The organism is Chryseomicrobium palamuruense (assembly GCF_042649045.1).
GTDB lineage: Bacteria > Bacillota > Bacilli > Bacillales_A > Planococcaceae > Chryseomicrobium > Chryseomicrobium palamuruense.
The window spans coordinates 16,694-37,502 of the sequence record NZ_JBHSEF010000022.1 but is presented as its reverse complement, the minus strand read 5'-3'; the positions used below and the strand labels follow the sequence as shown (position 1 = coordinate 37,502).

General features: G+C 43.1%; 27 protein-coding genes and 1 riboswitch. Of the genes, 15 read left to right on the top strand and 12 right to left on the bottom strand.

The features are described 5' to 3' along the window. Positions 1-29 precede the first annotated feature (29 nt). From yunB to ACFO0S_RS08535, 5 genes are all read left to right on the top strand, one after another. Complete coding sequence (gene yunB, locus ACFO0S_RS08555; protein WP_378141434.1) at positions 30-782, top strand: sporulation protein YunB; 753 nt, start codon at positions 30-32, stop codon at positions 780-782. 50 nt (positions 783-832) lie between these two features. Continuing rightward, a riboswitch (Lysine riboswitch) is annotated at positions 833-1,010 on the top strand. 111 nt (positions 1,011-1,121) lie between these two features. After that, positions 1,122-2,687, top strand: coding sequence for a Na+/H+ antiporter NhaC family protein (locus ACFO0S_RS08550; protein ID WP_378141433.1), 1,566 nt, complete (start codon positions 1,122-1,124; stop codon positions 2,685-2,687). Between the two features lie 112 nt (positions 2,688-2,799). Beyond that, a complete protein-coding gene (gene lipA, locus ACFO0S_RS08545; protein ID WP_378141432.1) occupies positions 2,800-3,729 on the top strand; it encodes a lipoyl synthase in 930 nt (309 codons plus the stop codon). 19 nt (positions 3,730-3,748) lie between these two features. Next, positions 3,749-4,129 carry a YutD family protein gene (locus ACFO0S_RS08540; RefSeq protein ID WP_378141719.1) on the top strand — a complete coding sequence of 127 codons (381 nt, stop codon included), beginning with the start codon at positions 3,749-3,751 and terminating at the stop codon, positions 4,127-4,129. Between the two features lie 15 nt (positions 4,130-4,144). Continuing rightward, on the top strand, positions 4,145-4,516 hold the full coding sequence (locus tag ACFO0S_RS08535) for a hypothetical protein (protein ID WP_378141431.1): 372 nt from the start codon (positions 4,145-4,147) through the stop codon (positions 4,514-4,516). Here the strand turns inward: ACFO0S_RS08535 and ACFO0S_RS08530 are convergent. Beyond that, entirely contained in the window at positions 4,497-5,570 is a 1,074-nt protein-coding gene (locus ACFO0S_RS08530) for an FAD-dependent oxidoreductase (RefSeq protein WP_378141430.1), read from the bottom strand. The genes ACFO0S_RS08535 and ACFO0S_RS08530 overlap by 20 nt on opposite strands. Before the next feature lie 303 nt (positions 5,571-5,873). Beyond that, positions 5,874-6,140, bottom strand: coding sequence for a DUF3055 domain-containing protein (locus ACFO0S_RS08525; RefSeq protein ID WP_378141429.1), 267 nt, complete (start codon positions 6,138-6,140; stop codon positions 5,874-5,876). Positions 6,141-6,223: 83 nt separating this feature from the next. Between ACFO0S_RS08525 and ACFO0S_RS08520 the strand changes: the two genes are divergently transcribed. Then, the gene (locus ACFO0S_RS08520; RefSeq protein ID WP_378141428.1) at positions 6,224-6,685 is read left to right on the top strand and encodes a DUF86 domain-containing protein; all 462 of its coding nucleotides are present in this window, start codon (positions 6,224-6,226) and stop codon (positions 6,683-6,685) included. Beyond that, on the top strand, positions 6,672-7,430 hold the full coding sequence (locus tag ACFO0S_RS08515; RefSeq protein WP_378141427.1) for an HAD-IIA family hydrolase: 759 nt from the start codon (positions 6,672-6,674) through the stop codon (positions 7,428-7,430). The genes ACFO0S_RS08520 and ACFO0S_RS08515 overlap by 14 nt, the downstream gene beginning before the upstream one ends. A 34-nt stretch (positions 7,431-7,464) precedes the next feature. Here the strand turns inward: ACFO0S_RS08515 and ACFO0S_RS08510 are convergent, their stop codons facing one another. Continuing rightward, entirely contained in the window at positions 7,465-7,701 is a 237-nt protein-coding gene (locus ACFO0S_RS08510) for a YuzB family protein (protein ID WP_378141425.1), read from the bottom strand. Between the two features lie 127 nt (positions 7,702-7,828). On the opposite strand from ACFO0S_RS08510, the gene ACFO0S_RS08505 reads away from it, so the two are divergent. Further along, on the top strand, positions 7,829-8,896 hold the full coding sequence (locus ACFO0S_RS08505) for an NAD(P)/FAD-dependent oxidoreductase (protein ID WP_378141424.1): 1,068 nt from the start codon (positions 7,829-7,831) through the stop codon (positions 8,894-8,896). A gap of 40 nt (positions 8,897-8,936) precedes the next feature. On the opposite strand, the gene ACFO0S_RS08500 is transcribed toward ACFO0S_RS08505, so the two are convergent. Then, on the bottom strand, positions 8,937-9,260 hold the full coding sequence (locus ACFO0S_RS08500) for a YuzD family protein (RefSeq protein WP_378141423.1): 324 nt from the start codon (positions 9,258-9,260) through the stop codon (positions 8,937-8,939). Positions 9,261-9,339: 79 nt separating this feature from the next. On the opposite strand from ACFO0S_RS08500, the gene ACFO0S_RS08495 reads away from it, so the two are divergent. From ACFO0S_RS08495 to ACFO0S_RS08470, 6 genes are all read left to right on the top strand, one after another. Continuing rightward, the gene (locus tag ACFO0S_RS08495; RefSeq protein WP_100353777.1) at positions 9,340-9,573 is read left to right on the top strand and encodes a NifU family protein; all 234 of its coding nucleotides are present in this window, start codon (positions 9,340-9,342) and stop codon (positions 9,571-9,573) included. A 73-nt stretch (positions 9,574-9,646) separates the two neighbouring features. Beyond that, positions 9,647-10,009, top strand: coding sequence for a HesB/IscA family protein (locus tag ACFO0S_RS08490; RefSeq protein WP_378141422.1), 363 nt, complete (start codon positions 9,647-9,649; stop codon positions 10,007-10,009). 180 nt (positions 10,010-10,189) lie between these two features. After that, on the top strand, positions 10,190-11,404 hold the full coding sequence (locus tag ACFO0S_RS08485; RefSeq protein WP_378141421.1) for an NAD(P)/FAD-dependent oxidoreductase: 1,215 nt from the start codon (positions 10,190-10,192) through the stop codon (positions 11,402-11,404). Positions 11,405-11,587: 183 nt separating this feature from the next. Further along, on the top strand, positions 11,588-12,109 hold the full coding sequence (locus ACFO0S_RS08480; protein ID WP_378141420.1) for an NUDIX domain-containing protein: 522 nt from the start codon (positions 11,588-11,590) through the stop codon (positions 12,107-12,109). 107 nt (positions 12,110-12,216) lie between these two features. After that, positions 12,217-12,342, top strand: coding sequence for a YuiA family protein (locus ACFO0S_RS08475; RefSeq protein WP_378141418.1), 126 nt, complete (start codon positions 12,217-12,219; stop codon positions 12,340-12,342). A gap of 95 nt (positions 12,343-12,437) precedes the next feature. Beyond that, entirely contained in the window at positions 12,438-12,761 is a 324-nt protein-coding gene (locus ACFO0S_RS08470; RefSeq protein ID WP_378141416.1) for a YuiB family protein, read from the top strand. Between the two features lie 40 nt (positions 12,762-12,801). Here the strand turns inward: ACFO0S_RS08470 and ACFO0S_RS08465 are convergent, their stop codons facing one another. Next, the gene (locus ACFO0S_RS08465; RefSeq protein ID WP_378141413.1) at positions 12,802-13,278 is read right to left on the bottom strand and encodes a divergent PAP2 family protein; all 477 of its coding nucleotides are present in this window, start codon (positions 13,276-13,278) and stop codon (positions 12,802-12,804) included. 106 nt (positions 13,279-13,384) lie between these two features. On the opposite strand from ACFO0S_RS08465, the gene ACFO0S_RS08460 reads away from it, so the two are divergent. Further along, a complete protein-coding gene (locus tag ACFO0S_RS08460; RefSeq protein ID WP_378141411.1) occupies positions 13,385-14,893 on the top strand; it encodes a leucyl aminopeptidase in 1,509 nt (502 codons plus the stop codon). A 16-nt stretch (positions 14,894-14,909) separates the two neighbouring features. On the opposite strand, the gene mnhG is transcribed toward ACFO0S_RS08460, so the two are convergent. Genes mnhG through ACFO0S_RS08425 form a run of 7 tightly spaced genes read right to left on the bottom strand, consistent with a single transcriptional unit; the run spans position 14,910 to position 20,690 of the window. Continuing rightward, the gene (gene mnhG, locus ACFO0S_RS08455) at positions 14,910-15,281 is read right to left on the bottom strand and encodes a monovalent cation/H(+) antiporter subunit G (protein WP_378141410.1); all 372 of its coding nucleotides are present in this window, start codon (positions 15,279-15,281) and stop codon (positions 14,910-14,912) included. Then, positions 15,259-15,546: a Na(+)/H(+) antiporter subunit F1 gene (locus ACFO0S_RS08450; RefSeq protein WP_378141409.1), complete on the bottom strand. Its 288-nt coding sequence runs from the start codon at positions 15,544-15,546 to the stop codon at positions 15,259-15,261. The genes mnhG and ACFO0S_RS08450 overlap by 23 nt, the downstream gene beginning before the upstream one ends. Beyond that, a complete protein-coding gene (locus ACFO0S_RS08445) occupies positions 15,546-16,022 on the bottom strand; it encodes a Na+/H+ antiporter subunit E (RefSeq protein ID WP_378141408.1) in 477 nt (158 codons plus the stop codon). The genes ACFO0S_RS08450 and ACFO0S_RS08445 overlap by 1 nt, the downstream gene beginning before the upstream one ends. Then, positions 16,022-17,509: a Na+/H+ antiporter subunit D gene (locus tag ACFO0S_RS08440; protein ID WP_378141717.1), complete on the bottom strand. Its 1,488-nt coding sequence runs from the start codon at positions 17,507-17,509 to the stop codon at positions 16,022-16,024. The genes ACFO0S_RS08445 and ACFO0S_RS08440 overlap by 1 nt, the downstream gene beginning before the upstream one ends. Then, positions 17,502-17,849 (bottom strand): Na(+)/H(+) antiporter subunit C, encoded by a 348-nt coding sequence (locus ACFO0S_RS08435; RefSeq protein ID WP_378141407.1) that lies wholly within the window; start codon positions 17,847-17,849, stop codon positions 17,502-17,504. Before ACFO0S_RS08435 ends, ACFO0S_RS08440 begins: the two co-directional genes overlap by 8 nt. Further along, entirely contained in the window at positions 17,849-18,271 is a 423-nt protein-coding gene (locus tag ACFO0S_RS08430; protein WP_378141406.1) for a Na(+)/H(+) antiporter subunit B, read from the bottom strand. Before ACFO0S_RS08430 ends, ACFO0S_RS08435 begins: the two co-directional genes overlap by 1 nt. Next, positions 18,261-20,690 (bottom strand): Na+/H+ antiporter subunit A, encoded by a 2,430-nt coding sequence (locus ACFO0S_RS08425; protein WP_378141405.1) that lies wholly within the window; start codon positions 20,688-20,690, stop codon positions 18,261-18,263. Before ACFO0S_RS08425 ends, ACFO0S_RS08430 begins: the two co-directional genes overlap by 11 nt. Positions 20,691-20,809: the final 119 nt, after the last annotated feature.

The following is a 20,809-nucleotide window of genomic DNA, read 5'->3' as shown; positions in this document are numbered from 1 at the left end:
CGCATATACTCTATCAGGTGATGCGAATGATGAGAAAACCTCTCAAGCGTTGGTTCGCTATGCCGCGGCTGACGCTTTTTCTTGTGGGGGTGATCGGGGGGATTCTCGTTTTTTTGATGTATTTGAACACCCAATTAACACCGACGTATTTGCGGTATGCAGAAGTGCAGACAAATAAAATTGCATCAATGGTCATCAGTAAAGCCATCAACGCACGAATAGCCAATGTCTTAGATGTCAATGAAATCATTGAACATGTGCCAGGGGATCAGCAGAGCATGGTTACAACGAGGTTTAACACGGAAATTATCAACCGTGTCTTATCTGACACCAATCGTCTAGTCCAGTCTCATCTCGAACAAGCGGAAGCAGGAGACTTAAGCAGTCTTCCTTATCTAAAAGATATAGAATACGACACCCAGGCGATGGAAGAAGAGGGTGGGGTTGTATTCTTTGTGCCACTTGCTCAAGCTGCGAATTTGCCTATCATCGGGAATCTGGGCCCGAAGATTCCTATTCGGTTTCATGTCATCGGGAGTGTCCAGTCCACAGTCGATTCCTCGATCCGCGAGTTCGGTATCAATAATGCGTATGTGGAAGTCAGTATATTACTTCAGGTCAATGTACAGGTCATTGTTCCACTTGCGAGTAAAGTGACGACTGTGGAACAAAAAATTCCGGTGGCCATGGGTCTCATTCAAGGGCAAGTTCCACAAATTTACAACAGAGGGCCGGATGGAGCTCCATCTATCGAAGTTCCGCTACAGCCAAGTGAAAAATAGGGGGTTGTCAGAAGTATAAAATCTTGATAAGCTATTGAAGAACTAAATATTATCTAGGTAGAGGCCGCAGAGCTTAAGAGTATGATACGGGAGTTTGACAGCTGAGATCGTGTTAAAAAGGAAGCTTTGCCGAAATGGAGAGATGTCGTCACACATCATCTATTGGGGTTATTTTGAATAAAAATAACACTGTCATTTGCATCGAGCAAATGGAGAGCTACAGTCAGTCGAGACAATTAAGGGAACTTCCCGTGTATGCCAGCCTAATCGTTTATTTAGGCTGGTTTTTTGTTTCACTTTTTTGACCTGTAACTACGCCTAAAAGGAGGAGAACCACCCATGGAAAGCACAATTTTTTCACTTTTGCCACCTATTCTGGCAATCGCAATGGTACTTATCACACGACGAGTACTACTATCACTAGGAGTCGGTATTATATCCGCTGCTCTCATTCTTCACAATTTTTCACCCGTTGAATCCGCCACATCTTTATGGACCGCGTTTCAATTATCTTTCTGGGATGAAGGATTTAATGCTTACAACGTCTTTATCATACTCTTCATCCTGAGTCTTGGAGTCATTACGGCTCTTGTTACTCTTTCAGGCGGGAGTCGTGCTTTCGCTGAGTGGGCTTTGAAACGCGTCAAATCTCGGCGCGGAGCCAAATTGCTTACTGCATTTATCGGCATACTTATCTTTATCGATGATTATTTTAATGCATTAGCTGTCGGTCAAATTGCACGCCCAATTACCGATACACACAAAATTTCGCGTGCAAAACTGGCTTATTTTATCGATTCGACCTCTGCACCGGTTTGTGTGGTTTCTCCGATCTCAAGTTGGGGAGCCTATTTAATCAGTTTACTCGGTGGGATTTTCACTACCTACGCCATCGTGGCTTATACGCCACTTGAAGCATTTGTTTTGATGGCGCCAATGAACTATTATGTGGTGGCAGCAATTGCAATGGTATTCTTCGTTGCTACAACGGACTTCGATTTATTCGCAATGAAAGAACATGAACGCCGTGCCTTAGAAACGGGCCAGTTGTATGACCCAGAGAAAGACGTAGCAGGGGAAATTAAAGAAGAGTTCCCTGTGCATAACCACGGAAAAGTAAGAGACCTTGTGTTCCCAATTGTGACCCTTATCGTCGCTACAGTCGGTGCGATGCTCATTACTGGTCAACAAGCGGGAGAATCATGGAACCTATTTACGATTTTTGAAAATACAGATGTACCAAAATCTCTATTAATCGGAGGATTAGCAGGAGTGGCTGTTGCTCTCCTTCTTTATCTTCTCCAGTTTGGTAAAAACCCAGAAGCGGATGCTGGATACATTTCAACTGCATTCATCTCAGGAATCCGTTCGATGATGCCTGCTGTATTGATTCTGATTTTCGCTTGGGCTCTTACGTATCTGATATCTGAGTTGAAAACAGGAGAATACCTTGCTCAGATTGTGAGCAACAACAATATTCCGGAATGGATCTTGCCGGCACTGCTCTTTATTCTGACAGCCATCATGGCTTTCTCAACGGGAACTTCTTGGGGCTCATTTGGTATCTTGATACCGATTGGAGCAGATGTAGCTATGGCTGTAAATCCTGAGTTATTGCTTCCAGTATTATCTGCCGTACTAGCTGGAGCGGTATTTGGTGATCACTGTTCACCTATTTCGGATACAACCATTATGTCCGCAACAGGAGCAGGGTCTAATTTGTATGATCACGTAACAACTCAGCTCCCTTATGCACTCATTAGTGCTGTTATTGCGGCCATAGGATACCTTGTCCTTGGTTTCACAGGTTCTGCATGGATTGGACTAGGGACAGTTGTTGTGCTTCTTGTTATCTTGTTTGTATTCTGGACTATGAAAGAAAAAGCACAAGCTCAAACTGTCTAACGGCAAAACACCAGTCCTTGTGACTGGTGTTTTGTCTTTACACGATGTTGTAGCAAGTCGTAAAGTATGATACATTGTCAACAGAAGAAACAGAAGAGTGGAGGCGACAGCAATGACATCTTGTAAACCACCTGTTGAAAGGGAACGAAAACCCGAATGGCTTAAAATCAAGCTCAATACGAATGACCAATATACAGGCTTGAAAAAGTTAATGCGTGAAAACAATTTGAACACAGTTTGTGAAGAGGCACGGTGTCCAAACATCCATGAATGTTGGGGGACACGTCGTACAGCGACTTTTATGATTCTTGGGGCCATCTGTACACGCGCTTGCCGCTTTTGTGCCGTGAAAACGGGATTACCTAACGAACTAGACCTTGCAGAACCAGAACGCGTAGCGGACAGTGTCGTCATCATGAACTTAAAGCATGCAGTTGTCACGGCTGTCGCTCGTGACGATTTAAAAGACGGTGGTTCTCAAGTATTCGCGGAGACCGTTCGTGCCATTCGTCGAAAAAATCCATTTACAACGATTGAAGTATTGCCATCGGATATGGGTGGGGTAGAAGAAAATTTGCGTACTTTGATGGACGCGAAACCTGATATTTTAAATCATAATATTGAAACCGTTCGCCGCTTGACGCCAAGAGTTCGAGCACGTGCGACATATGATCGTTCGCTTGAACTTTTACGTCGTGCCAAAGAGATGCAACCGGAAATTCCAACAAAGTCTTCTCTCATGTTAGGTCTTGGAGAGACGTGGGAAGAGATTATTGAAGTTATGGATGATCTGCGAGCGAACAACGTAGACATTATGACAATCGGTCAATATTTGCAACCAACTAAGAAACATTTGCCTGTACAGAAATACTACACGCCGCATGAATTCGGCAAGCTTCGTAAAATCGCTATGGAAAAAGGCTTCTCGCATTGTGAAGCAGGCCCTCTTGTTCGGAGCAGTTACCATGCCGATGAACAAGTAAATGCAGCCGCAAAACAACGCCAAGCTGCTGGAGAAATGCAGTTAGTAGGACAGGAATAAGGTGACGACAGTGACACGTATTCATTTAGAAGGCTATCAATATGAAGTGATTGAGGAGTTTCGTGAGGGGTTTAATCAAGAAGCTTTAGAAACACGCTATAGCGATGTCTTACAAAAATATGATTATATCTTTGGCGACTGGGGATATGGGCAGTTACGTCTTCGCGGTTTCTACGAAGACAAGAACTCCAAGTCAACATTTGATACACGAATCAGCACAATTCATGATTACATTCTTGAATATTGTAATTTTGGTTGCGCATATTTCTTACTGAAGAAACTTGGTCCGATTCAAATCCAAGAAGTGCCTCAAGAGGAAGTGAAGCCAGAGGCTGAATCACAGTCTCTAGAAAACGTCCAACCACTAACTGAAGAAACAAAGGAAAACCAAGCAGAATAATGGCTGCTTGGTTTTTTGTTATACTCGGGGGACCCAGGGTCGTACCGTGTCGCGTACCTACTCGGGAACCCAGGGTCGTACCGAGGGTCGTACCGTGTCGCGTACCTACTCGGCGTCCTACTCGGGAACCCAGGGTCGTACCGTGTCGTGCTCCTACTCGGCGTCCTACTCGGGAACCCAGGGTCGTACCGAGGGTCGTACCGAGGGTCGTACAGTGTCGCGTACCTACTCGGCGTCCTACTCGGGAACCCAGGGTCGTACCGTGCCGCGTACCTACTCGGCGTCCTACTCGGGAACCCAGGGTCGTACCGAGGGTTGTACCGTGTCGCGTACCGTGCCTGCCGCGTACCGTGCCACCCACAAAAAATCACCGGTACCTATTCATAAAATCTCGATCCATTTTATTTTTCAGCAACCAGGCAGCGCGTCCTGTCCAGTGAAATTTTCCGTAGAGGGCGAGTCCACGCCGATTGCCAAGTGACAAAATGGTAAGTTGTTGCTTAGATGGTTGATAAGCTTTTAGGGGTCTTCCAACAATCATCGATTGCAAATTATACCAAAGAACGGGTCCTTGTTTCACTGCATGTACGTCATTTTTAGCGAGTCCACCTTCCGAAGTGGTAAAGTGCAAACAGTCTCCCGCTGCAAAAATCGATGCATTGTCTGTCGATTGTAAACTTTCGTTGACGTTCAAAAAACCATCAGTCTCGGCAAGCCCGCTATCTTTAAAAAGAGTGAAACTTTGAGGTCCCGTTAACCACAACATAGACGTACAAGGAATTGATCGCCCATTGCGAGTTCTTACATACGAACTATGTACTTCCTCTACTTCGTCCCCTTCGAACCACACCAAACCCATGTGGCGAAACTCGTTTCGAATGTGATCCGACTGGCTAGTGCCTTCTAATAGAGTGGAACTACTAATGAGCGCAACAGGCGTAGGATACCCATTTGCCGTGCGCCATGATTGAATGGAGAATGCCATCTCGACAGCAGCGGCTCCTCCGCCAATGACAACCGGCGCCTCAGTTTCTCGGAAAGCAGGGACTGCCTCGACCATATGATAACTCGGCTTCAGAGGACTCGATAGCTGCTTAAATTGTTCAGGAATCTGAATAAACGTGCCAATATCAAAAGAAACGAGGTCATAGGAATAACTGATCCCTTTAGAACCGAAGAGAACTTTTTGTTCAGCATCCACACGTACGATGGTATCTTGTATAAACTCCGTACCGGTGATTCGACTGTAAGGAATAAGTGGAACTCGCGTTTCTTCAAGTGCATAAAGCCCCTCAGCAAATCCAGAAATCATTCCGGAATAGTACTGAAACGGCGAAGGAGAGATCAGAACTAAACGACAATTCGGAAGAGGTTCTCGTTTCCATTCGCGCAAGATATGTAAGTGACTATGTCCTGCTCCTACTAAAATAATTGTTTTCACCGAGCGTCCTCCTTTTGAATAATGGTACGTATATAGGGTATAGAATCATATACGTGAATAGCTGATCGGCCAATTAGTGAGTCTGTATAGTTTCCCGCATGGGTATCAAGCAAATCAATTACGTGTTCTGTTTAAGGTATAGTATAGCTTACATTATAAACAGTTTAGACATTGATAAACGAATTCGGAAGAGTCAGCCAGTGATAAAAATGAAGGACGGTACGTATTAGACCTTTTCTGTTGTGTTACCTTTTCAGCACCTCTATAGGATTCCAAAAAAATAAACGATGCACGAGGCATCGTTTAATTTAGTAATTCCCGTAGATATTCCCGTAGCTCTTCAGCCTCTACCGGCTTGCGGTTAAATGCATGCTCAAGATAGCCTTCTTCTTCAACATCGTCCGCTCCGATAATAGCCATCCGGTTAAACTGGATGTCCATCACAAGAACTTTTCCAAAGAAACGCGTGCTTTGCAAAATCGCTAAATCGTAGCGCTGCCTTTCTCCTGTGAAACTGACGAACCGTGTCTTGGTGTCTTCTACGTCATCATATAAATAAAATCGTTCCATTGCTCTTCACCTCAAGTTCTTCTCTGCTCTATGGTACTATAGAGACGTAGTGTATTCAACTGAACGAAACAGGAGGAACCAAGATGTATTTTGTAGACCGAAAGCGAATTGAACTGATCGCAACCCATCTCGAGGACTTGCTGACTGTTTATAAAAAGAAAGACCAGTGGTCGACCTATCCGGAAAGTCATTTGATATTAGAACGAATTGCAGGATCCTTGATTGAGTCAGTTCTTGACATAGGAAATGCCATGATTGACGGCTTTATTATGCGTGACCCGGGAAGTTACGATGACATCATTGATATTTTAGTGGATGAAAAAGTTGTTCCGGCAGAAATGGATGCCGGGTTAAAAGAAATTGTGGGCTTACGGAAACAAGTCGTTCGCGAATATTATGCTGTAGACCGTCAGGCTGTCGATGAGGTATTAACTCGTCAACTTTCGGTGCTTGTGAAGTTCCCACAACATGTCCGGACATATTTAGAGAATGAGCTAGGCCCAGTGTCCGCATTCTTACCGGAGGATTCCAATGTTCAATTATAAAACTGTTTGTCTCGATTTAGACGGAACTGTCTACAGAGGAATTGAGCCAATACCTGAAGCTGTTCGATTTATCAGACGTCTGCAGGAAGCGGGAATTGAGCCTTTTTACATTACCAACAATGCATCCATGACTCGTACACAGCTGCGACAAAAACTTGCTGGATTCGGCGTTATCACGACAGAAGAATTTATTTACACGTCTGGAATGGCGGCTGCTCAGTTTGTGAAAAGGGAGTTACCTGATGCTAAAGTGTTTGTCATTGGAACAGCTGCATTGCGAGAGGAACTTGAAACAGTTGGACTTGAACTTGTGGAAGAAGGGTCTAACGCTGTTATCATGGGGATTGACAAGGACATCACGTATACGAAGCTCGCAACCGCTTGTCTAGAAGTCCGGGCAGGAGCGAAACTGATTGCAACGAACCCAGATCATGCTTTTCCTTCACATCAAGGCTTTTTACCTGGCAACGGGGCATTTGTAAAACTTGTTGAATTTTCGACAGAAACAGATGCCATCTTTTGTGGAAAACCATCTTCCATCATGCTTGAACTGATTCAACAACAGACAGGCGCATCGAAAGAAGATATGGTCCTGATTGGCGATAATATGAAGACCGATTTACTCGCAGGAGTGAACTTTGGTATCGATACCATCCATGTAAATTCCGGGGTGGACCGACCGGAAACCGTTCAAGCAAGTGCAATGTCTGTATCTCGTTATATCGAATCGATGGACGAATTATAAAAAAGCTGCGGACCCTTTGGGTGACCGCAGCTTTTTAAAATAATGGATTTTCTTCTATATAGGCATAAATATTGTCGACGAGATCTTGAGGTGTGTCTCCACGTACGATTTCTCCGTTTACGACTGCAAAAAGCGTGTCTGCACAAATGGTACAGTTACTCGTGCACCCATATTCGAGGACGTCAAGGTTGGGGTCTTTTTCTAGCTGTTCAAACGCTTCTTGGGCCCCGTTAACAATATTGCTAATACAAAATTCTACCATAGGATTCATCGTCTTCACCTCGCTACAAGTTGATGCTACTGCATTTTCAGAAGGTCGTCAATTGTTGTGACTTATTGTGAAATGTCTCACAATCCATTATACTAAAGGGGACAATGCATGCAGAAGGAGTTTTCATATGCAAAAATTAGTACTGCTTGGTGGCGGCTATGGCAACATGCGCATTTTGCTTCGCTTGCTTCCAAATAACTTACCGAAAGATACCCAAATTATTCTGATTGATCGGACGCCTTTCCATAGTTTAAAAACAGAGTTTTATGCACTCGCTGCTGGGACTGTTTCAGATAATGACGTCCGTGTAAGCTTTCCCGATCACGAGCGCCTTCATATTAAATATGGCGAAGTGGTTGAAATCGATACAGAGCGCAAAGAAGTACTGCTAGAAGGTGGAGAAGCAGTTGCCTATGACGATCTTGTTATTGGTCTTGGATGTGAAGACAAGTACCACGGCGTGCCTGGTGCGGATGAGTTCACGATGAGTATCCAGACGATTGGAAAGTCCCGTCAAACGTATAGTACACTAGGAGACCTGCCATCGAATTCTGTGATAGGGATTGTAGGCGCTGGACTAAGTGGAATAGAACTTGCGAGTGAACTGCGCGAATCTCGTCCAGACCTTCGTATTAAACTATTCGACCGTAGTCCACGTATATTACGCGACTTCCCGGAACGCTTAAGTAATTATGTAAAAAAATGGTTCGATGAAAACGATGTAGAAGTCATCAGCAACTCCAACATCACAAAAGTAGAGAAGAATCTTCTTCATAATCATGATGAAACCATTCCGGTCGATGCCGTTGTATGGACAGCAGGTATTCAGCCGGTTGCCCCTGTTCGCATGCTTCCAGGTGAAAAAGATGGTTCTGGTCGTGTAATTTTATCACCACATCACCATCTACCACTTGATGAGCATGTCTATATTGTAGGAGACTGTGCATCCCTTCCATTTGCACCAAGTGCTCAACTTGCGGAAGAACAAGCAGAACAAATCGTCAATGTTCTTCGCGCGAAATGGAACGGAGAAGTACTTCCAGAGACGTTACCAACGATTAAATTAAAAGGTTTCATGGGTTCCCTTGGAAAGAAACAAGGATTTGCGTATCTTGCTGATATGTCTGTTACAGGACGCATTGCCCGTTTAATGAAGTCTGGATTGCTTTGGTATTACAAGAAACATAATGGGTAAAGCAAAAAAGGTCCGTCTCGGTATGACACGGACCTTTTTGTTATTCTGCTGCTAAGTATCCGTGTGTCTCGAGTGCTGAATAGACTGGTTTCAACTGAATATAGCCTTCTCCAATCACTTCGTCATCAATTGTGACTAGAGGATAAAACAATTCGTCGTTTTGAATTTGCTCAATAAAGTTTGCATCGATGTCGTTCGGTGCCGGTTGTTCAATGTCCACATAACGGAAGTGGATATTGTGTCCTTCAAATTTACGTGCCAGTGCCGCTTCAAGCCATTCATACGTGTCTTTCGATGAAGGTGCATTGACGCAGCTGGCACAGATGATGTCTGCACCGTACACAGTTAGTGTAATCTCTTTCACATTTTCAGCCCCTAGATTCTTTATTGGATTTTTTTGTTCTATCCAATTATAATAAGAACAGGGAAAGGAGTCGAAAAAAATGACTGATACAATGAATGAACAAGTTCAAGAAGTACTCGATAAATTACGACCATTCTTATTGCGTGACGGTGGAGATTGTGAATTAGTAGATGTAGAAGATGGTATCGTGAAATTACGTCTCCTAGGAGCGTGTGGCACTTGCCCAAGTTCTACCATTACATTAAAAGCTGGTATTGAGCGTGCGTTGCTTGAAGAAGTACCAGGTGTCGTAGAAGTAGAGCAAGTTTTCTAATTGTCTAATTCCAAAGACAAGGCCCGCGCCTTGTCTTTTTTCGTCAACTCAGGGAGAAAGGTGGGAAACGAACATGAATCAAGTAGTGGACTTGACGGAAGCAGCAGCTTTCCGAATCAAAGAAATGATGGAACACAACGAAGAACAAGGGGCTTTCCTTCGCGTTTCAGTAAACGGGGGAGGATGTAGTGGTCTGTCCTACGGTATGAGCTTCACACATGAAAAAGAAGCGAATGATCGAGAAGACCAGCAGCATGATATTTTGATTGTCGTGGCAGATGAAGATGCAGGCATTCTCATGGGAACAAAGATTGACTATAAACAATCGCTCATGGGCGGTGGTTTTACAATTGACAACCCAAATGCTATTGCCAACTGTGGATGTGGGTCTTCTTTCCGAACAGCTACGAAACAAGGTACACCTGAAAATTGTTAGTCTCACACCTGTCTGTAGAAGACAGGTTTTTTTATGGAGTTTTTGCATAATTGAAAACGTTTGGTTCAAGTTAACTATTCATTGAACTTCTATACTAAAAGGGCTAATATAGAAGGTAAGTGTCTGCCGCTTCCTGCTGGCAGATGAATGAAAATATAACTAAAAGGTGGTAGCGTTACCATGAATAGACCTAAGATTTTGATTCTCGGAGCAGGCTACGGTGGACTTTCTACTGCAGTGAATCTACAAAAGAAATTAAATGCAAGCGATGCAGACATCGTGCTAATCAACAAAAATGATTATCATTACGAATCTACTTGGTTACATGAGGCTGCAGCAGGTACTTTGTCACCTGAAGATGTTCGTTATGATATCAAAAATGTAATCAACAGTGACAAAATTCAATTCGTCCAAGCAGCAGTGACTGGTATTGATGTGGCTGCACGTAAAGTATCGACAGACAAAGGTGAGCATACATATGACTACCTTGTCATCGGTTTAGGATTTGAAGGAGAGACATTCGGTATTGAAGGTCTTGATAAATATGCATTATCCATTGCGAACGTTGGCGCTGCTCGTCAAATCCGTGAGCATATCGAATATCAATTTGCTATGTGGTCACAAGATGAAGTAAAAGACGATAGCCGTCTAACAATCGTTGTCGGTGGAGCTGGATTTACAGGAATCGAATTCTTAGGAGAACTGGGTAACCGTATTCCTGAGCTTTGTAAAGAATTTGACGTTCCACAAGAAAAAGTTCGTGTGGTCTGTGTAGAAGCAGCACCAATGGTTCTTCCAGGATTTGATCCGGAACTAGTGGAATACGCTGTTCGCCACTTAGAATCAAAAGGAATCGAATTCTCTATCGGTACACCGGTTGTCCAAGCAACTCCTGAAGGCGTAAAAATTAAAACGGGTGAAGAAGAGTTCGACTTTATCAAAGCGGGTACTGTTGTATGGGCTGCGGGTGTCCGTGGAAACCGCTTAATTGAATCGTCTGGAATTGAAAACATGCGTGCACGTGTCAAAGTAGAAAAAGATATGCGTGCTCCTGGATTCCCAGATGTCTTCATCGTTGGAGATTGCGCACTAATGATCAATGAAGAAGTAAACCGTCCATACCCACCAACAGCACAAATCGCGATGCAACAAGCAGAAACGATTGCGGATAACCTAGTGGCTTTAATTAACGGTGAAGATACACATGAATTCCACCCGAAATTAAAAGGATCGGTATGTTCACTTGGTGAGCACGATGCGATTGGTGATGTAATGGGTCGTAAAATCACAGGAACGAAAGCATCGATTATGAAAAAGATTATCGACAACCGCGCATTGTATATGATTGGTGGGGCTCCACTTGTCATGAAAAAAGGGAAATTCAACTTACTATAAGAGAGTCCAAAGCTGCCTTCGGGTGGCTTTTTTTACTTTAGATGTGAAGTGGCCAGCTCCAGAAACTCCGTGAAGGTCAGGTGGGCCCGACGAAGCTTACAGGAGCGAATGATTTTTGCGTGTGTTTCTAGGTCGCGCAACTCGATTAGACACAAGGTATAATGGAAGGCAGGAGGGGATATAATGACACGCAAAGAGAGAGGGAGTGTCTGGCTTGGTGTAGCCGGTATTGTCGTCAATGACCAAGGAGAGTGGCTCGTTGTACAAAAGCGCTACGGAGGACTTAATGGCAAATGGTCGCTCCCTGCTGGATTTGTAGAAGGTACAGAAACAGTCGACCAAGCGGTACTTCGTGAAATTAAAGAGGAAACAGGAATCGATGCACAGGTCATTCAACTAATAGGCTTCCGTAGCGGGGTAATCAAAGAGAAAATAAGTGACAACATGGCGATATTTTATCTAAAACCGTTTAATTCATCACAAATGCCGGACCCTCAACTCGATGAATTATATGAAGCAAGGTGGATGTCACCTGAGGAACTACTGGAAGACGAGCGGACAACATCTATGATCAAAGTATTCTTATCTGTCAATCAAGCAGCGGGATTCGAGACGCGAGAAGGACTGGATCCAGGACCTGTCTTTGGATATAGCAGCTATAAATTGTTTACAGCATCGGAACATGATGACGTCACAAAATCGTAACAAGTAAAAAGAATCGTCAAATAATTTACTTGGTATCTCTTTACACGTTTTTGCATATATGATATATTATCAGAAAATTAAAACTTAATGTAAAGGGTGTTTATTATATGACAAACCTTAGAAAACCAGCTAATCCATCACATTGCCCATATTGTAAAGGAAATGGATACTTTCAACTTCGTTTAGGCGGTTCAGAAACATGCACGGTTTGCCAAGGGTCGGGGAAGAAGTAGACTATCGTTTTTGACAATCAGGTGAATCAGAGCAGCGTGCATTGAAAAGCCTCATCTCTTCGAGTAAACTAAGAAGAAGACACGGAGGGAAAATTATGGACTTTTCATTGCCGCAGCTGATCATTTCAGCGCTGCTTTTTGTAGTTATGTTTTTTGGAATTGGATTTCTACTTAATATGTTGCTACGCATGACGTGGTTTATGGCGATTGTTTATCCTATCGTTGTAATTTTAATTATTGACGATGTGGGCTTTTTTGATTACTTTGTGAATGCAGGAACAGCGTTTCCGGCACTTATTACAAAAATCAGTAATCTCCATATTGCAGATTATATTATTTTGGGTGGCGGCCTATTAGGTGCTATCATAGCAGGACTTGTCAGTCGCTATTTACGTAAAAACGGATATCAGATGTTCTAATCAAAACACACGCATCCTCATCTGAGGAATGCGTGTGTTTTTAGTGAATCACCGAATAAATAATCACCGAAATCAAAATCCCTGTTATTGCTCCGAAGAACACCTCAATCGGTTTATGACCAAGCAAAGTCTTTAGCTCTTCAATCTTCTCTTCCTCACGTTTATGAGTCCAGTCCTTGGTCTGTTCAAAGAAATTATGAAGATCCGCTCGTAATTGATTGATGATGATTGCTTGTTGACCAGCTTGGAATCGAACGCCAGTGGCATCAAACATGACAATGACAGCGAAAATGGTCGAGATAGCAAACATCGTCGAGTTGACACCTTCTTCATACCCTACTGCGGTTGTTAAAGCCGTCACGGCTGCAGAATGAGAGCTCGGCATGCCACCCGTGGATGTGAAAAGAGCAAAATCAATCTTACGGGAGACGAGAAAATGGATTGGTATTTTTACAAATTGAGCGAAAAAAATCGCGAATAAGGCAGCCCATAGAGGGACGTTTGTGAAAATCTCCACGAAAGTACGCTCCTTTCGTCAGCTTTTGTACAAATAGTATACCACAAGAAAGTTGGATTGCCTTAAAGAGAATCGGTATAATAGAAAAGAAGACAAAAAGGAGGAAATGCTCGTGATTATTTTAACAAATGAAGTAAATCTAGAAGAGATCCAGTTCGAAACGCTAATTGTGGGATTAAGTACGCATACAGAGCAAATTGAGGGATGGGATGCTTTTACGTCCGTTTTTGGCACTCAAATTCCGGAGTTGATTCGTTCGAAAGATCTTTCAACAAAAGATAAAGAAATTACTCCGTTTTATGTAGCCGGGCACGAAACAGTAAAACGCATTCTCTTCGTTGGGATTGGAAACCGTAAACAATTGACAGAAGAGACATTGCGTCAAGCATTTGGACGAGTAGGTGGTCACCTTGTGAAAAAGCATTACGGAGAAGTCTCTGTACTGTTGCCATCATTTGTGTCAGATGACCTCTCAGAACATGATGTGGCCTTCCTTGCTGGAGAAGGTTTAGGAATGGGAAGCTATCAAGTGCTCGATTACAAGACAACTGTTCACGATACAGATTACGATTTAGCGGCTGTTGAACTTTTAAGCAGTGCGGATGAAAACGAAATCGTTTCTTACTTTGAAGTAGGCCTTGTATACGCTGAAGCGGTAAATGAAGCACGTACACTTGTTAACATGCCTGCAAATATACTTACTCCGACTGAACTGGGTGAGTATGCACGCGAGCTTGGTGAAGAATATGACTTTGAGACACATATTCTTGGAAAAGAAGAGATTGAAGAACTTGGGATGGGCGCCCTTCTTGCTGTCAACCAAGGTTCTGATGAAGAGCCCCGCTTGATTGTTTTGAAGTATCAAGCGACAGATTCTTGGGAAAATCCAATTGCTCTAGTAGGTAAAGGAATCACGTTTGATACCGGTGGATATTCTCTGAAACCTAAAGATGGCATCGTCGGAATGAAAGGAGATATGGGAGGAGCTGCAGCTGTTCTTGGTGCGATGCGAATTATCGGGGAAACTCGTCCAGAGAAAAACGTCATTGCTGTCATCGCTTCCACAGATAACATGGTATCTGGTACAGCTTTTAAACCCGATGACGTCATTACATCCATGAGTGGGAAAACGATTGAAATCCTCAATACCGATGCAGAAGGTCGCTTGGTTCTAGCGGACGCTGTGACGTATGCAAAACAACAAGGTGCGACGGCTATTGTAGATGTCGCTACATTAACAGGAGGCGTTATTGTTGCGTTAGGAATGGATAAAACCGGAGCCCTGACAAACAATGAAGAATTGTTTGAAGAGTTTATGGAAGCTTCCTTAGAAACTGGGGAGTTCGTATGGCGTTTACCACTTACGGAAAATGATAAAAAACGAATTCGTAAAAGTGAGGTGGCAGACTTGAACAACTCACCAGGCCGCGATGGTCATATGATATTTGGTGGAGGATTTGTCGGAGAATTTGCAGAAGAGACACCTTGGATTCATTTGGACATTGCAGGAACGTCTGGCACATCAAGTGCGCATGACTTAGGACCAAAAGGTGGTACGGGTGCAATGGTCCGTACGCTCGCTGCATTTGTTGAACGATTAGCAGAAGAGCAGTAAATAGAAAAAGAGCAGCTTAGAGCTGCTCTTTTTTTGTGGCATCTTTTGCCACAAGGGGTTCCATATCGTCGCGAACGGTTTCTTTTGCTAAAGGGACGCCTGAGAAATAGGCAGCCTTTGCCATCATATGTCCGCCAACTGGACCCGTGATAAAGAGAAAGAAGATTCCGAGTATAATACGTGGGTTAAAGTTTCCTTCAATCAACCAGAAGTGAAGAAAGACCCCAACCAAAATAGACATGACCCCAAGAGTCGCACTCTTGGATGCGGCATGCGCACGACTATACACATCTGGAAGTCGAATCAAGCCGATCGCTGTAATGAGGATAAAGAAAACACCGACAGTGATAAAGAGAATGATTAGACTATTTATTAGCATCTCGGTCATTTTCAATAATCACTCCCTTCTCCGTAAATTTCGAGAAGGCGACCGTTCCAATAAAGGCAATGATCGCAAGAAGTAATATGACCTCTAAAAAGAATGGGGAATCAAACAAAATCGAAAAGAGTCCCACTAATGTAATCAGCCCGACACCCATTGAGTCAAGTGCAATGACCCGGTCGGGAGTGGACGGTCCTTTAACCAAGCGGTAAAGGAATCCGATTAAGCTAAAACTTATGACACCGACAGCAATCCATAGAAACATCGTCATTAGCGGCTCACCTCCAAGATGGCTTTCTCAAACGAATTTCGGATGGAATCGACTGCATCATCCACGTCATCAAGATCTAATGTATGCACATAAAGTTTTGTACGATCCTCAGAGACATTGATCACGACTGTTCCTGGTGTCAACGTGATGAGCATAGACAATAGCGTGATTTCCCAGTCTTCTTTCAACTGGGTATCAAGCTCAAAAATTGCGGGACGAATATTCATCTTTGGACGTAAAATGACTCGAAGCACGGCAATGTTTGACACAATCAATTCTTTGATGAAGAGGAGAATCAACTTAACAACCGCCCATACTTTGTCTAAATAAAAACGTGTACGGAAGAAGCGACGTAACATGAACAACATGACCAGACCTAAGATGTATCCGATGATAAACGTAGCAGCTGTAAACGAGTTCGATAAAAACATCCAGACAAAGGCGATAAAGACATTAAGTAGTATTTGAAACGCCATTATCTATCGCCTCCTAATACGGCATTCACATAGAATGAAGGGTCCATCAATTGAAGTCCAGCTTCTATGAAGAATGGCGTTAAGAATTCAATGAATACACCATAGCTGACGGTGAGTACGAAAAGCACCATGACCGGAGCCATATAGTTCGTATATGTTTTCTTAGGGGGACCATCAAATGATTTTTCTGTTCCCCAGAACGCATAAATGAATATACGAATCGCTGATAACAATACGACCATTGTAGACATGGCAACAATAATAGACTGCCAGACGAAGCCGCCTTCTAAGCCACCTTGAATAATCAGAATTTTACCCGCAAACCCACTCAGTGGAGGAATTCCTGCTAAGGCAAAGACCGCGACGAGATAAGTCCATCCAAGTAGAGGATACTGTCGAATGAGTCCACCCATCTCACGTAGGTTGGTTTTTCCTGTTATCAAGATAAGTACGCCAATCATCAAGAACAATAAAGCTTTAATGAGCATGTCATGAATGAGATAGAGTACTGATCCGGTTACAGCAAAAGTATTGAACGCAGAAACTCCGAATAGAATGACGCCGACTGCAATGACAATATTGTAAATGATGATTTTTTTGACATCCATGTACGCTAGTGCGCCTATGCTTCCTAATAGAATCGTCACAATTGATAGCATCATAAGAATATCATGGGTAAAGGCTACGTCAGTTGTGAAAATCAACGTATACACACGTGTAATACTGTAGATACCTACTTTTGTTAGCAGCGCCCCGAATAAAGCCAAAATCGGAAGTGGAGGGGCATAATAAGCACCTGGTAACCAGAAATGAAGCGGGAAGATACCAGCTTTGATTCCAAAAACGACGAGGAACATGATAGCAATTGTTGAAATGACACCCATGCTCCCGATTTCACCTAACTTTACAGATAGGTCAGCCATATTGAGTGTTCCGGCAACAGAGTAGATGTAACCAATCGTGATAACGAAGAGGGCAGCAGCCACTATATTGACAATGATATACTTCATCGATTCACGTAACTGAATGCGTTCGCCGCCAAGCGCGATCAAAACATATGAAGCCATCAAGAAAACTTCAAAGAATACGAACAGGTTAAAGATATCTCCAGTAGTGAATGCGCCATTTATCCCTGTTAACATAAACAACGTGGCAGGGTAGAAGAAGGATAACTCACGTTTCTCCCCAAGAGAATGCATTGAATACCACAGGATAATCAACGTCAATAAAGAAGATGTTGTTACAAGCAAAATACTTAATAAATCAGAGACGAGGGAGATTCCAAAAGGAGCTGCCCAGCTTCCAAGTGTCACCACTTGAATTCCGTCTATGTACACCTTTTGAAGCAAGAACAATGAAACAATTACAGAACCTCCTGCTCCCAGAAGCCCTCCAATGCGCTGTAGACGTAAATTATTTCGAACTAGTAAAAGGATTGCACCAATCAAAAGCGGGACGATGATTGGCAAAACGACTAAATTAATCAATTTCACCCCTACCTCTCATATGGTCCATGTTATCTGTGCCGATTTCTTGATACGTGCGGTAGGCAAGCACTAAAGCAAAGGCAGTCACGCCGAATGCAATAACAATAGCAGTTAAGATGAGTGCTTGTGGAAGTGGATCTACATAATCCGCAACCGTCACTCCGTCAGCTACCACCGGAGCGGAGTTGCCACCAAGTCCACCCATCGTCAAAAGTAGGAGGTGAGTCCCGTGACTAAGTAGACCAGTTCCTATAATGATACGCAGTAAACTTTTTGAAAGAATCAAATAGGTGGCTGCGCTGAACAAGAACCCGGCAATAATCGCCATCATGATTTCCATCAGCTGTCGCCTCCAATCATTTCAATAATTGTTAAGGTAACCCCTACAACCACCATGTATACTCCAATATCAAAAAATAGAGCAGTGTGTATAGAAGTATTACCTAGTAAAGGAAGATCAAAATAGTCATACCAGTGGGTAAAGAAGGGCACGTTGAAAAGCAGTGCTCCTGTTGCTGTTAGAATAGAAATAATCATGCCGATGGCTGTCATCGTAAGATAATTGAATGGTAGCACTTCTTTAACAGTTTTAAAGTCATAGGCAAGTAGTAAGAGAACAATGGCCGATGCCATAAGAAGCCCACCTACAAAACCACCACCTGGCGTATAGTGACCTGCGAAAAAGATGTGAATGGAAAATAAGAAAATTATGAAGAAAACAACCCGGGTTGAGGTCTGTAAAATCAAATCATTAGACTTCATGTTTAGCTGCTCCCTTCTTTTTCTTCTGTAAACGCAGGGTGATCATGCTGATAATTCCGATAGAAGCAATCATCAATACCCCGATTTCAAAGAGCGTATCAAATCCACGGTAATCCACTAGAATAACGTTTACGATGTTCCCACCACCTGCTTCAGAATACACGGTTTCTTTGTAGTATTCGGAGATTGAAGTTAATTGACGTTGGGAATATGCGCTGATTCCAATCAATGTAACCGTTAGACCAACAGCAACCGAGATCAAGAAGTTTCCGAAGCGGAATCGATTGTCTTCTTTTCCTTTGTAATACTTATCTAATTTCGGTAAGTGATAGAAGGCTGTCAAAAACAGCGCTACCGAGATCGTCTCAATAACAAGTTGTGTGAGTGCTAAGTCTGGCGCTTTAAAGATGACATAGAATAAAGCGACCGTATATCCAACTCCGCCTAAAGCGATGACGGCTGTCAGACGTGACCATGTGATTAAAATCGCCATCACACTTCCAACCAAAATAATGGTCAAAACAATTTCAAATAATCGAATAGGCGCTAAGTTTTCTGTCGACACCATAAACCCGCCTTGCGAGAAGAGGGTCGTGATCCCTAGAATCGCCATACCTGCAAACATGTAAACTAGGTAGTCACGAATTGAACCGGTCATAAATCGGTCAGACAACGCACGGTTCCAGTGTAACGAACCGTCCATTAACGTGTCATACCCACGATTGAGAGTGAACTTTTCAGGCCACTTGGAATAGATGTGTTGCCATTTTGGAAGCAGTTTGTACAGTATGAAACCTAAGACCACGACTCCAATGGTCAACCATAAAGCAGGGGCACCAAAACCATGCCATGCTTTAATGTAGAAACCAATGTCCGCGGCAGTTGCATATGTGTTTGACTGAATAGCAGCTGTCGCAGGCTTCACAAGCCATTCACCAATGACGTTAGGAATAAAGAACACAACCAGAACCAATGTACCTAAGATAACAGGGGATATGAGCATTCCCGCAGGAGCTTCGTGAGGTACTTTTGGCAATTGTTCTTCTTTACGAGTGCCCATAAACGTATACCATACAAAATAAATACTATAGATAAACGTAAATACACTTGCAATCCAAGCAACGACAGGTACTAAATAAGCAATTGTAAGAGAAGTGACGTCTGCATGAAGAAGACTAAGGACAGCTTCTAAGAACATTTCTTTACTTAAGAATCCATTAAAAGGAGGCACTCCTGCCATCGACAGACTTCCAATCATGGCAATCGTGAATGTCACTGGCATCAGGCTCATCAAGCCGCCTAATTTGCGAATATCACGCGTCCCGGTCTCATGGTCAACAATACCGGCCACCATGAACAGGCTTCCTTTAAAAGTCGCATGGTTAAACAGATGAAAAATAGCAGCAAAAGTGGCAAACGTAAACGTTTCAACGGCATCTCCTGTCACCAAATAAGCAAACCCACCAAGGCCAAGCAGCGACATAATGAGTCCAAGTTGACTCACAGTAGAAAATGCCAAGATTCCTTTGAGGTCGGTTTGCTTTACTGCAAAGAAAGAACCCCAGAAGAGAGTGAGAAGACCAATACCTGTAACTAACCAGACCCATACATCCGAGAAGGCAAAAACAGGTGTGAATCGTGCAACTAAATAGAGTCCGGCCTTAACCATCGTTGCTGAGTGGAGGTACGCACTAACCGGTGTTGGCGCTTCCATCGCATCAGGAAGCCAGATGTAGAATGGGAACTGGGCAGATTTTGTAAATGCCCCGAGTAGTACAAGAACGACAGCCACTGTAAACAATGGGGAATCAATAATCGTGTCTACTTGTGCAATCGTTTCACGAATGGAATAGGTTCCTGTAAGAACATACAACGTTAAGAAACCAACAAGCATCATCAATCCACCACTTACAGTGATCATCATGGATTTTAGTGCACCAAAGCGTGAGGCGTCTCTTTTATACCAATACGCAATCAATAGGAATGAGGAAATAGAAGTTAATTCCCAGAAGAAATAAAGCGCAATCATGTGGTCAAACTGAACAACGCCGAGCATAGCACTCATGAAAAGTAGTAAATAGACATAAAAATTCCCAAGCTTTTCTTTCGTTTTATCCAAATAAAAAATGGAATAGAGAACGACGAGTGAACCAATTCCCGTAATCAAAAGGGAGAATAATAGACTCAGTCCATCAATGTGGATGTCAAAGTTAAAGTCGAGGGAGGGCACCCATGATACGGTGGCAAGCTGCGCTTCTCCTTGTCGTATCGGAGATAAGAAGCGCAGGTAGAACAGAAATAGCAGGAGGGGTGCCAAAAGCACAAACCATCCCGTATGTATCGATTTAATCGATCTATATGCAAACGGAATCAATACGGCAAATAGAATTGGAAGAATAATTGCCATAAAAAGTAGCATAGAGAGTCCCCTTTCTTAGTTGAAGTGAATACACACTAGAATAAAGTATACCGTAAAAATAGGTCGAATGCACTCTTTAGGACTAGAAGTATCAATGTTTACAGCGTTTATATATATGT